18 protein-coding genes are annotated in these 9,448 nt (G+C 66.3%); 1 reads left to right on the top strand and 17 read right to left on the bottom strand.

The features are described 5' to 3' along the window. Nucleotides 1-114: 114 nt before the first annotated feature. The 17 genes from ABE488_RS00940 to ABE488_RS00860 form a co-directional block, all read right to left on the bottom strand. The gene (locus ABE488_RS00940) at nucleotides 115-330 is read right to left on the bottom strand and encodes a hypothetical protein (RefSeq protein WP_346446729.1); all 216 of its coding nucleotides are present in this window, start codon (nucleotides 328-330) and stop codon (nucleotides 115-117) included. A 1-nt stretch (nucleotide 331) separates the two neighbouring features. Further along, on the bottom strand, nucleotides 332-664 hold the full coding sequence (locus tag ABE488_RS00935) for a Lar family restriction alleviation protein (RefSeq protein WP_346446728.1): 333 nt from the start codon (nucleotides 662-664) through the stop codon (nucleotides 332-334). Further along, on the bottom strand, nucleotides 657-1,862 hold the full coding sequence (locus ABE488_RS00930; RefSeq protein WP_346446726.1) for a hypothetical protein: 1,206 nt from the start codon (nucleotides 1,860-1,862) through the stop codon (nucleotides 657-659). Before ABE488_RS00930 ends, ABE488_RS00935 begins: the two co-directional genes overlap by 8 nt. After that, nucleotides 1,859-2,473 (bottom strand): 3'-5' exonuclease, encoded by a 615-nt coding sequence (locus ABE488_RS00925; protein ID WP_346446725.1) that lies wholly within the window; start codon nucleotides 2,471-2,473, stop codon nucleotides 1,859-1,861. The genes ABE488_RS00930 and ABE488_RS00925 overlap by 4 nt, the downstream gene beginning before the upstream one ends. A 17-nt stretch (nucleotides 2,474-2,490) precedes the next feature. Beyond that, nucleotides 2,491-2,967: a single-stranded DNA-binding protein gene (gene ssb / locus ABE488_RS00920; protein ID WP_346446723.1), complete on the bottom strand. Its 477-nt coding sequence runs from the start codon at nucleotides 2,965-2,967 to the stop codon at nucleotides 2,491-2,493. After that, entirely contained in the window at nucleotides 2,951-3,355 is a 405-nt protein-coding gene (locus ABE488_RS00915) for an HNH endonuclease signature motif containing protein (RefSeq protein ID WP_346446721.1), read from the bottom strand. Before ABE488_RS00915 ends, ssb begins: the two co-directional genes overlap by 17 nt. Continuing rightward, nucleotides 3,355-3,942: a lambda exonuclease family protein gene (locus ABE488_RS00910; RefSeq protein ID WP_346446716.1), complete on the bottom strand. Its 588-nt coding sequence runs from the start codon at nucleotides 3,940-3,942 to the stop codon at nucleotides 3,355-3,357. Before ABE488_RS00910 ends, ABE488_RS00915 begins: the two co-directional genes overlap by 1 nt. A 95-nt stretch (nucleotides 3,943-4,037) precedes the next feature. Then, nucleotides 4,038-4,844 carry an ERF family protein gene (locus ABE488_RS00905; RefSeq protein WP_346446714.1) on the bottom strand — a complete coding sequence of 269 codons (807 nt, stop codon included), beginning with the start codon at nucleotides 4,842-4,844 and terminating at the stop codon, nucleotides 4,038-4,040. Next, nucleotides 4,841-5,056, bottom strand: coding sequence for a hypothetical protein (locus ABE488_RS00900; RefSeq protein ID WP_346446713.1), 216 nt, complete (start codon nucleotides 5,054-5,056; stop codon nucleotides 4,841-4,843). Before ABE488_RS00900 ends, ABE488_RS00905 begins: the two co-directional genes overlap by 4 nt. After that, nucleotides 5,053-6,045, bottom strand: coding sequence for a hypothetical protein (locus ABE488_RS00895; protein ID WP_346446712.1), 993 nt, complete (start codon nucleotides 6,043-6,045; stop codon nucleotides 5,053-5,055). Before ABE488_RS00895 ends, ABE488_RS00900 begins: the two co-directional genes overlap by 4 nt. Before the next feature lie 245 nt (nucleotides 6,046-6,290). Next, nucleotides 6,291-6,470, bottom strand: a complete 180-nt coding sequence (locus ABE488_RS00890) for a hypothetical protein (protein WP_346446711.1) — start codon at nucleotides 6,468-6,470, stop codon at nucleotides 6,291-6,293. Nucleotides 6,471-6,482: 12 nt separating this feature from the next. Continuing rightward, the gene (locus ABE488_RS00885; RefSeq protein WP_346446709.1) at nucleotides 6,483-6,662 is read right to left on the bottom strand and encodes a hypothetical protein; all 180 of its coding nucleotides are present in this window, start codon (nucleotides 6,660-6,662) and stop codon (nucleotides 6,483-6,485) included. Beyond that, complete coding sequence (locus ABE488_RS00880) at nucleotides 6,653-6,844, bottom strand: hypothetical protein (RefSeq protein WP_346446707.1); 192 nt, start codon at nucleotides 6,842-6,844, stop codon at nucleotides 6,653-6,655. The genes ABE488_RS00885 and ABE488_RS00880 overlap by 10 nt, the downstream gene beginning before the upstream one ends. Further along, nucleotides 6,834-7,088 carry a hypothetical protein gene (locus ABE488_RS00875; RefSeq protein ID WP_346446706.1) on the bottom strand — a complete coding sequence of 85 codons (255 nt, stop codon included), beginning with the start codon at nucleotides 7,086-7,088 and terminating at the stop codon, nucleotides 6,834-6,836. Before ABE488_RS00875 ends, ABE488_RS00880 begins: the two co-directional genes overlap by 11 nt. 97 nt (nucleotides 7,089-7,185) lie before the next feature. Continuing rightward, nucleotides 7,186-7,488: a hypothetical protein gene (locus ABE488_RS00870; protein WP_346446704.1), complete on the bottom strand. Its 303-nt coding sequence runs from the start codon at nucleotides 7,486-7,488 to the stop codon at nucleotides 7,186-7,188. Then, nucleotides 7,485-7,811, bottom strand: coding sequence for a hypothetical protein (locus ABE488_RS00865; protein WP_346446702.1), 327 nt, complete (start codon nucleotides 7,809-7,811; stop codon nucleotides 7,485-7,487). Before ABE488_RS00865 ends, ABE488_RS00870 begins: the two co-directional genes overlap by 4 nt. Then, nucleotides 7,808-8,131, bottom strand: coding sequence for an HNH endonuclease signature motif containing protein (locus ABE488_RS00860; protein ID WP_346446700.1), 324 nt, complete (start codon nucleotides 8,129-8,131; stop codon nucleotides 7,808-7,810). Before ABE488_RS00860 ends, ABE488_RS00865 begins: the two co-directional genes overlap by 4 nt. A 700-nt stretch (nucleotides 8,132-8,831) precedes the next feature. Here ABE488_RS00860 and ABE488_RS00855 point away from each other — a divergent pair. Continuing rightward, the gene (locus ABE488_RS00855) at nucleotides 8,832-9,248 is read left to right on the top strand and encodes a DUF4760 domain-containing protein (RefSeq protein ID WP_346446698.1); all 417 of its coding nucleotides are present in this window, start codon (nucleotides 8,832-8,834) and stop codon (nucleotides 9,246-9,248) included. The last annotated feature ends 200 nt before the right edge of the window (nucleotides 9,249-9,448 follow it).

Below are 9,448 nucleotides of genomic sequence, written 5' to 3'. Positions count from 1 at the left end.
GGCAGCTCGTCGTGTCGGGGCAGGGGTTGGGGCTTCTCGGGCGGGGTCGTGCCGGCCAACTGCTCGGCGAAGTCGCGCTCCAGGCGGCCCCACGGTGATGTCGGCGTCTCCACGTCAGCCATGGTCGCGGCCCTCCCCATCAGCGCGCATGAAGGCAAGCACCTGGCCGCCCCAAGATGCGGTCTCCTTGATTTCTTCGACGATAGCAACGGCGTGCTCGTCGGATATGGCGTAGAAGTAGGTGCTGAAACGACCTTCCGCGGTTTTGAAGTCGAGGGTGTGCAGATTCCAAACCCGACCCTCGACGATGGTAGATAAGGGCAGTTCCATGTCAGCCCTCCCCATCAGCGCGCACCGCCGTATCCCACCCCCTGCGGGCGAAGTCGATCGCGGCGCGGATTTCTTCGGGCAGTCTTTCGTCCTGCGCGAGGTTGAACGCGATGTTGGACAGCAGCGTGCCCGCCGTGCGCAGCTGTTTATCCACCCCGCCGTCCGCGCGCGCTGCGGCCCGGCGGTTCCATAGTTCGCGCGCCTCAGGTCTGCTGCCGACGCAGCTGGTGCTTGCTTCGCATTCAAGGCACTGGATGTAGTGATCCGCCTGCACCTCCTGCATTTCGATGTCCTCGGCGTTGCCGCAGAACGGGCACGGTTTCAGGTCAGCCATTGCGCACCTCCTGCGCATCGGGCGCTGCCGGCTGGGACGCGGACAACTCATCAATGGCGACCGCGATTTCGTCGGCCAGCCACTCCCGGGCCCGGTCAATGTCCTGGTCGCCCTTCGCCGTGGCGATCAGATCGAACAGGGAGATGCAGCCATCGCCGTCCGCAATCCCAAATGACGCGGGGCTACCGATCTTTTCGGCGATGCGGATTCCCAACCCCGCCGTCACCTGCGATGCGCGGTCTTGCGCGAGCCATTCGTCGAGGGCGGCCAATGCTTCTTCAGCGCGCACGCTGTTCGGCACGTACTCGCTGTGCCCGTAGCGGTCTTCCCCGACGAAAGTGTAGTGGCCGGACGCCTTCGCCGCTTTCTCTGCGGACCAGCCTTCTTCGTTCCAGGCGACACACAGCGACGGGTCGCTCGCGTACCACTCCAGCACCTCGCGCACGATGCTCGGGAGCGAGGCAGCCTCACCGTCCGCCGGGGCGGGCGCGGCAGCGGCTGCGATGAATTCCTCACCGCATGACGGGCACTGGCAGCCGACGAACGGCTTGCCCGGCGGCGGCATGTCGGGCGTGGCAGGCGCGGCGGACAGGGCGGTGACGGCCTCGCCGTAGGCTGCTTCTGCGTCCTTGGCCTGATCCGCCTCCCAGATGAATTCCGCGCAATCGAGCGCAGACCGCAGCCAATCCAAGGCAGTCCGCACCGCATCCCCGGCGACGGCGACAGGCTGCGGCCGGTTGTGGAGGGGTTCGTACTCCGACCCCTCGTAACGCTTCGGGTTATCGTTGCTCAAAAGCCATTTGTGGAATCCGCCCTCGCCGTTCGGGTGACGACGACGCCACGCCACCGGCTGCTGTTCACTAGCGGCAGCTGGCTGTGGGTGGGCGTAGAGCTTCCGCGTCATCCCCGGGTAGACGATCGTTTCGCCTCGTACAAAGTTCCCGGGATCTGAATGAACGAGATGGTATTCCTGTGCGGTTATATCGTGCCAACACCCATTTTCCCGCCACTGGTAGACCGCCTGCTGCTCACCCTGCGCCGCCTCACCACGCAGGCGGGCGGCGGCACGCTTCAGCACCTCGCGCACGTCATGTGGAAAGCCGATGCACTCGCAGCCGTGGCTGTCGTAACTGGCGGCCTGAATCTGATCCAGCGAGTCGGCCAACGCGCGCGCATCCGTCATCGTCTCGTTGCTCATGCCGCCACCGCCTGCCCGGCGTGCCGGGTAAGGTAGCGATGCACCCGCACGAGGCCGCGCACGTCAGCCATGGCGCTGTGTGCGTCGCGCAGGGGCTCGCCGATCAGCAGTTCGTGGGCCTCGGACAACTTCGGGGTCTTGAAGTTGCTGCGGCCGGTGGCGCGCATGCGCTCCGACGGCGGCATCTTGCACACCGGCGTCGCCATGCGCGCGGCGCATTCGGCATCGCCGCCCGACCAGGTGTCGGCGTCGGCCTGCTGGAGGAAGCGCAGCGCGGCGATGCGGACGAGGCGGGCGTCGAACTGCTCGTTGTAACCGATGCGGCGATCGGCGCAGCGCCAGAGCTCGAGTGCGATGTCGAGCATCCGCGCCTCACTGACGCCGCAGTCGGCGGCGCGCTCGTTCGTGATGCCGTGGATCGCTGCGGCCTCGGCCGGGATCTCCCAGCCGTCCGGGCGCACCAGCAGGTCGATGCTCGCGACCTCGGCATCGGCCTCGGTATCCCACAGCACGGCCGCGAACTGCACGATGTGCGGCTGTGTGGGGTCGCTGGACGGCAGCCGGAAAGCGGGCAGGCCGGTAGTTTCGGTGTCGTAGTAGAACAGGCGCATTGGTAGGCCCTCGGGAATCAGAATGGGATGTCGTCGTCGGCGAAGTCGTCTAGCGGAGCCGACCGTTCGGCCGGCCGCTGGGCGGGTTCGCGCTGGGTGTTCGTGCCGCGGCCGCTGCCGCGCTGCTGGCCGTAGCCGCTGTGCTGCTGCCCGCCGTCGGGCCGGCCGCCGAGCATCTGCAGTTCGTTGGCGATGATGTCGGTCGAATACTTCTCGACCCCGTCTTGGCCGGTGTACTTCTCGTAGCGTAGCGAGCCCTCGATGTAGACCTGGCTGCCCTTGCGCAAATACTCGCCCGCGATCTCGCCGAGCTTCCCGAAGAACACGACGCGGTGCCATTCGGTGCGCTCCTGCTGGTTGCCGTCGCGGTCCTTCCGGACGCTGGTGGTCGCAAGGCTCACGCGCGTGATCGCCATGCCGCCCTGGGTGTACTTGGTGGAGGGGTCGTCGCCGAGGTTTCCGACGAGAGTCACTCGGTTAACGCCGCGTGCCATGCTGAATTTCCTTTGCAGATTTCGGGCCTGCGCCATGGAAACCAGGGGCGCCAGGGCGAAGGTTGAGGAGGGATTTCTTGTTGTTCCGCCCCTTGCTCCACATGTCCGCGGAGTTTTCGGCCTGCGTGCCTAGGAACAGGTGATCGGGGTTCACGCAGCCCGGGTTATCGCATCGGTGGCACACGACCATGTCGTCGTCGATCGGACCATTTCGGAGCTCCCAGGAAACGCGATGCGCCTTCGCTGGCGCGTAGCCGCGATGCGTAGAGAGCTGGCCGTAGCCGCCGCCGTCCTTCGCGCCGGTCCATTCCCAGCATCCACCGTCACGCTTGGACACCCGCCGCCAGAAGCGCAGATGGATCGGGGTTGCGGGCAGGGGGCGAGCCATCAGCCTTCGCCCCCCATGAGTTGGCGATATGCCTCCTGCACCTCAGCCCACGCGCTCAGGCAGTCGCGCTTGATGAGGCCGATATAGGCGTTGTCCCGGTGCACGCGCTGCACGTACAGCTGCAGGTGCTCAGGGAACAGGGGGTTGTAGGAAATGAAGTCCCACCACAGCCGGCCGGTGACCCACAGCCCGCCCTGGATCTGCTCGATGTGCTCGGGCGGCAGGCCGCGCCGGAGCGTCGCCGCGTGCACGACGATCGACATCGGGCACTTGATCTCGCCGCCGCCGTCGTCGTCGATCAGCAGGTCGGGCGACGCGCCGATGAAGTCGAACTCCGGGTGCCGCATGAAGCCGACCTGTTCGACGAGCCGGCCGGTCTGGCGTTCGTAGGCCGCGATGGCCTCAGGCTCCATTTCGTGGCCCCATTCGAGCGATTTCGCGCTCGCCTGTTCCTTCGGGCGGCCGGTCAGCAGTTCGGCGAGGATCTGGTCGATGTACGACTGGCGCGTCAGCGGCGGCGGCTTGATCTCGCCGCGGCGGGGGCCGGACTTGAAGACCTCGCCCGGCTCCCAGCGCAGGTCGGCCATGCGTGAGGCGGTGATGCATCCCGCGCGGTCGGCGTGCCATTCCTCGGTGCCTTGCAGGTCCGTCGCGTCGTCATCGTGGTTCGGGAGGTCGAGCATCAGCGCACCTCGCCGTCGCGGATTTGGCGCAGGCGCGCGGTGTAGGTCTGGCGGACCTTGGCGCGCAGGCGCGGCGGCAGGCTGGAGCCGGCGATCTTCTCGCCGACCGGGCGCAGTTCCGTCTCGGTGCGAGCGCCCATGATGGCCGCCTCGAACTCGGCCTTCTCGGCCATCGCCTCGTCGGTCTTGCCCGGGTCGGCGAACTTCTGGCCGTCGTCGTCCTCGTCGTAGCTGGTGATGTTCAGCAGGGCCGATGCGGTCGTGCGCTTGCCGTAGCTGATCGCCGAGACGACCGCCTGCGGCGCGTTCTTGTTGCCGGTGGTGTCCGGGGCCAGAAGGATCTGCGTGGTCTCCTGGTGCCCTGCGCGGTGCGACAGGACGCAGGTGATCGTGATCGCATTGCCTTCCTGCTGGACGCGGAAACTCAACGCGAACCCGTGGTCGCGCAGCACCGGGCCGATGGCCTCGTTGATGTGCTCCCACTTCGCATAGGTGCTCTGCACCTGGTTCGCGTTGTTCTTGATCTTGCCGGTGCGCTTGACCGGGGGGATGTTCGACTGCATCGCCGACAGCGCCTCGACGAAGTCGGCGCGCGCCTGCTCGGCGCGAATCTCTTTCTGCATCGCCCACAGGCGCTCGGCCCGCTCGATGTCGAAGTTGGGCGCGGTGAGCACGCGCTCGAGCATCGAGACGACCTGCGCCGCCTGCTGCTGGGCGGCAGGAAGGGACGCGGCCTGCGGCTTCTCGACGAGCGTCACGGCAGCCGCGCGCGTCCGTGCCGCCTTCTTCGCTGCGCGGGCGGTCATGCCGCACCGTCCTTCGCCAGTTCGGCGAGGAGGCAGTCCGCGTGCGCTACCGAGTAACGAGCGAGCGAGTCGGTGGGGTAGTCGTCATCACCGTGCTTAGCGAGCAGCCCCTGCATCGCCATTGCCGCGAACAACTCGCGCTTGGTCAAGCCAGTGTCGCGGCACTTGCTGGCATCGTGGGGGTATGCGGCCTGTTCGCCTTTGGTTTTCATGCAATCTCCTCGCGGGCCAGGGCGGCGGCCAGCTTCCGGGTGGTCAGATGGGTGGGGGCCACAACCTCGAGGAGCGTCAGCGCTTCCTTGGCGGCCGAGCGCACAGTCGCGGCCTCGATCGCCTCGGCTTCGGCACGTTGGCGTTCCCGCTCCCGCTCCTCGGCGGCCTGCTGCTGGCGCTCGCGCTCCTCGGCCTCCAGACGCGCGGCCTCTTCGCGGCGCTGCTGCTCGGCCTTTTCCTCGGCCTCGCGCTGGGCTGCCGCCTGCCGGTCGAGCTCCTGCTGGCGGGCGGCCTGTTCGGCCTGGATGCGCTCGCGCTCGACGCGGTCGCGCTCGGCCTGTTCGGCGCGCTGCCGGTCTTCCTCGGCTTGGCGGGCGCGGCGCTCGGCGTCCTCGCGCTCCTGCTGCTCGCGGCGCGCGGCGTCCTCCTTCTCCTGCTGCACGCGGCGCGCCTCGGCGGCCTCCGCATCGCGGGCGGCCTGCTCTGCGCGTTGGCGCTCGAGCTCGGCGCGCTCGACGGCCAGGCGCTCGGCCTCGGCGTCAGCGGCGACGCGGGCCGTGAGCATTTCTTCCAGCTTCTGCAGCGACGCGGTGCGCGCGGCCTCGGCGGTGGGGCGGTGCACCTCGTCGAAGTCGCTCAGCGCGTCGTCGCGCAGCGTGCCGATGGCGTCGCGCAGTTCCTCGGCCGTAGCGTTGAGGCAGTCCAGCGGCAGGCGCTGGATGTTGGCGATCTCGTCGTTGATCCGGCGCAGGCGCTCGGCCTCCTGCCGCTCGCGCTCCGCGCGGGCGTCCTCGATCTCCTGCTCGCGGCGCTTGATCTGGACGTCGATGGGTTCCTCCAACTCGACGATGCCGGCCGTGATCCGCTTCGCCTCGGCATCGATCTGGCGGCAGCGCTCCAGGGCCGGCGCCTTGATCTCGACGCGCATCTTTTCCAAATCGACGCGCAGCGTGCGCAGTTCGGCGCGATCCTTCTTCGCCTCGGTCATGCCCTTGGTGTTGGATAGGTCGTAGACGCGGTTTGCGAGCCGCGAGCGGATCTCGGCGAGGCCGCGCTCGGTGGCGGTGTATTCCGCGATCGCGGTCGACGGCTCGTCGGCGGCGGCTGCGGAAGCAACTTTGTCGTTCATCGTGTTCTTCCTTGCTGGTGGTGGGTGTGCGGCCCGCCGGCCCGGATCGGGGGACGGGGCGGGCGCTGCCGGCGAGGCGCCGGCACGGCGGGCCGCGTGGACGGTTACGAGAGGGCCGCCTCGATGCGGGCCGCCTCGGCGATGTAGTTGTCGTGCCGCCGCTTCTGTTCGGCAGGGCGCCAGTGCGGGTCGTGCAGCGCGATCTCGGCCGCTGTGCGGTAGGCCAAAGCCAGCCGGGCGGGGTCGTCGCGGTACAGGTCGAGCTGGGTGTCATCCGAGCGCATGGCGGGTCTCGATCAGCGGGCGCCGAGCCAGAAAGCGGCGGCCACGAGAAGAAGGAATGCGAGGCGGAGGGCGGCGGCCATCCGGCGGCGCGTGCGATAGGGCGCGCGCGTCACCGGCCGTTCGGTCGGCTCAGTCGTCGTCGCGATGTGCGACGCAATCAGGCAGGCGGCTGTGCGGATTCTCAGAGCCATGTCTGCAGGCCCAGGTAGATGCCGACCGCGCCGATCGCGTAGAAGAGACGGAATGCGCGGCGCTCGGTGAGCCAGCGGCGGCAGGGTGCCGGCTGCTGCCAGCGAAGACGTGCGCGCTCGGCGGCCGTCAGCGGCGTGGGCCGCGCGCCGCGGATGATGCAGCGGTTGCCGTCAGCGGCCATCGGCGGCCCCCTTCGCGAGTTCGTCCACCGCGCACTGCTGCCAGCCGAGCATCACCAGCAGCGCGGAGAGGTGACGCACCTGCACGCGGGCCTCGTGGCGAAGCTCGTCGTCTGCGTCCTCGTCGGCGGCGTCTTCGGCGTTCTCTCGCAGCGCGTCGGACACCGCGTAGCGCAGCGCACGTGCCTGTTCCTCCGTCAGCGTCAGCGTGCCGCCGGCGCCCATGCGGATCTGCTGGCCGCTCATGCGTCACCGCCTTGGCGCAGGCCGAGCGCGAAGAACCTGACAGCGAGCGCAACCAGTTGCCCGACGACGATGCCGAGCGCGAACGCGAGCCAGGGGTTCATGCCGCACCTCCCAGCACGCGGATTACCCATGCCGGCTTCCAGTGGGCATCGGAGTTCAGGCGCGTTCGCAATTCGCGAAGCGCGATTCCGGCGTTGCTGGCGACGCGCTCCAGCATGGCGGGGTCTGCAGCCGCCACGAGGCCCCTGGCCTTAACACGCAGGGCTTTCGTCTCTACTGCGTCGGCCTTGGCCCTCGCGCGGGCGTCGCGCGTCTGGTTGGCCTTGTATGCGTCGAGCTGCGCATCGATGTTGCCGCGCTTGGCGAGCGGCACGTTGAGGATTCCGTGGTCGAGACTCATGCCGCCCACCCGTTGAGCACGTCGTGCTCGCGGTCCACGCGCTTGGCCAGGGCCTGGGCGTGGCGCTCGAGCGCCTGCCACTCAATCCGCATCGCGGCCGGGATCACGACCTCGCGGCCGATCCAGGCGAGCAGGGCGCGGGCGTTCGCCACGTCTTCGACGAGCTCGCCGACCTCGTCGTCCTCGGCCATGCGCTTCGCGACGTTGCCCGCCGCGTCGTCACGGCCGAATGCCGGCTCCACGTAATCCGGTGAACCGGGGTGGCTGCTGTCGCCCGGCAGGTCGCCGAAACCCGGCATGCGGTGGTAGGCGAGGGCGGTCATGCCGACACCGCCCGACGACGCAGTGACGGCCGGCGGCCCTTGCGGTAGGCATCACGCAGGTTCTCGGAACGCGTGCCAAGGAACAGATGATCCGGGTTTACGCAGCTCGGCGTGTCGCAGCGATGGCAAACACACAGGCCGTCCGGAATCTGGCCTTTGAACGCGATGAAAGAGGACCGGTGGGCCTCGACGTATGAGTGCTTCCCGGTCGAGTCGCGTCCATAACCGTTGCTCCCCACGGAGCGGGTCCACAACCAGCATCCGGCTTCGGGGACAGGAATGCTGCGTTCTTGGATTCGCAGCTGGTGTTCGGTCTGCACTGTGGGGTCCTCCCTGCCCGGGCGTCGGGCTTGGGAGAGAAGTTACCCATAGGTAAGTATAGAGTCAATACCCAAAGGTAAGAAAATTATGAACAGGAGATCGCGCAGAAAAAAGCCCGCCGGAGCGGGGCGGCTGGTGCCACTCGTCACGCGTTTCGCGCAGTTGCTTGCGGGTGACGGGTGCCAATAGGAGGCGCAAAGTCAAGAGTGTTCGGTCTGTCCCACGGGAGATGCGCACAAGTTGTCAACATATGACAACATGGCAACTACATGTTGTGGTCATACCGTTATCTGATAGGGGGACACAATGCGTTGTGTCCATGTTGACGAAATTTCACCTTGACGGAGTTGTTAGGTTGTAAAATTTCTCCACTGAAAGCGCTCTACAGGTGAACTTGGCGCTTTCAGGTCCGACGCTCATTGCGGTATGAGTTAGCTGCAGAGCGCAGTGCAACGAGGAACTTCGTAGTGTTGCTGTTGTCCAACTAGGCATGCCCATCCAGGAGAGTTGTTATGCGTGATACCACGGGCGGTTTCTAATACGAAACGACATCAACACTACCCGCCATCTTGGCGGGTAGTTTTTTTGGGGGCAGGGAAGGCGATCAGGGGGGGGCGGATGATAGGGAACGTAGCAACTTTGCTTGCTTCGGAATGTTTCCGAGGCTTTGTGCTTTGCTTGGGTGTTGTGGTAGCCGTTGTGTCTGTTCTGACGGCACGATCCATTGCTCGAAAAAAGCAAACTGCTGATCTACTTTTCGCGACTCGCAGCGACGCGAAACTCCAAGAGGGATACAACTACATCAGCGAATACAGCACGACGACGACTAAGAACATCATCGCGCTGGCTGAGGCAAATGCGGAATCAAGTCATGCCGAGGCTGTTCGCTACGTGCTGAACCACCTTGAGGGCGTGGAAGTCGGCATTGCTGCAGGAATCTACGACGAAGTAATGCTGAAGCGTATGTGGTGTTCGATCGTGCTTCAGACTTTTGAGCGGACACAGCCTCTGATTGCCGCCATTCGCCGAAAGCAGGCAAAGGAAACGATCTTGCAGGAGTTCGAGTGCTTAGCTCAGAGATGGAAGAAGAACCCGTTAATCAAGCGCAGCGCTTGAAGAAAGAGCCCCTCTCCGGAGGGGTTTTCCATTTGTGCGTCAACCTCAATCCGAGTAGTGGAATCGAGCATCTATTCGCGAGAAAACTACTCCCGGCCCAAGCATGATGAAAGCGGTGAAGGCCGCCCACTCGACCCATCCGGCGTCTGACGCGCGCGCGCCGAACCAAAGCCCGATCGCCATTCCAAACAGGATGCCTG

This window comes from Luteimonas sp. TWI662 (genome assembly GCF_039673825.1).
Taxonomy (GTDB): Bacteria; Pseudomonadota; Gammaproteobacteria; order Xanthomonadales; family Xanthomonadaceae; genus Luteimonas.
This window is presented reverse-complemented; position numbering and strand designations above follow the sequence as displayed.

Coding starts and splice junctions, on each gene's coding strand:
- ABE488_RS00940 (WP_346446729.1), bottom strand. CDS start 330: ATGGAACTGCCCTTATCTACCATCGTCGAGGGTCGGGTTTGGAATCTG.
- ABE488_RS00935 (WP_346446728.1), bottom strand. CDS start 664: ATGGCTGACCTGAAACCGTGCCCGTTCTGCGGCAACGCCGAGGACATC.
- ABE488_RS00930 (WP_346446726.1), bottom strand. CDS start 1,862: ATGAGCAACGAGACGATGACGGATGCGCGCGCGTTGGCCGACTCGCTG.
- ABE488_RS00925 (WP_346446725.1), bottom strand. CDS start 2,473: ATGCGCCTGTTCTACTACGACACCGAAACTACCGGCCTGCCCGCTTTC.
- ssb (WP_346446723.1), bottom strand. CDS start 2,967: ATGGCACGCGGCGTTAACCGAGTGACTCTCGTCGGAAACCTCGGCGAC.
- ABE488_RS00915 (WP_346446721.1), bottom strand. CDS start 3,355: ATGGCTCGCCCCCTGCCCGCAACCCCGATCCATCTGCGCTTCTGGCGG.
- ABE488_RS00910 (WP_346446716.1), bottom strand. CDS start 3,942: ATGGCCGACCTGCGCTGGGAGCCGGGCGAGGTCTTCAAGTCCGGCCCC.
- ABE488_RS00905 (WP_346446714.1), bottom strand. CDS start 4,844: ATGACCGCCCGCGCAGCGAAGAAGGCGGCACGGACGCGCGCGGCTGCC.
- ABE488_RS00900 (WP_346446713.1), bottom strand. CDS start 5,056: ATGAAAACCAAAGGCGAACAGGCCGCATACCCCCACGATGCCAGCAAG.
- ABE488_RS00895 (WP_346446712.1), bottom strand. CDS start 6,045: ATGACCGAGGCGAAGAAGGATCGCGCCGAACTGCGCACGCTGCGCGTC.
- ABE488_RS00890 (WP_346446711.1), bottom strand. CDS start 6,470: ATGCGCTCGGATGACACCCAGCTCGACCTGTACCGCGACGACCCCGCC.
- ABE488_RS00885 (WP_346446709.1), bottom strand. CDS start 6,662: ATGGCTCTGAGAATCCGCACAGCCGCCTGCCTGATTGCGTCGCACATC.
- ABE488_RS00880 (WP_346446707.1), bottom strand. CDS start 6,844: ATGGCCGCTGACGGCAACCGCTGCATCATCCGCGGCGCGCGGCCCACG.
- ABE488_RS00875 (WP_346446706.1), bottom strand. CDS start 7,088: ATGAGCGGCCAGCAGATCCGCATGGGCGCCGGCGGCACGCTGACGCTG.
- ABE488_RS00870 (WP_346446704.1), bottom strand. CDS start 7,488: ATGAGTCTCGACCACGGAATCCTCAACGTGCCGCTCGCCAAGCGCGGC.
- ABE488_RS00865 (WP_346446702.1), bottom strand. CDS start 7,811: ATGACCGCCCTCGCCTACCACCGCATGCCGGGTTTCGGCGACCTGCCG.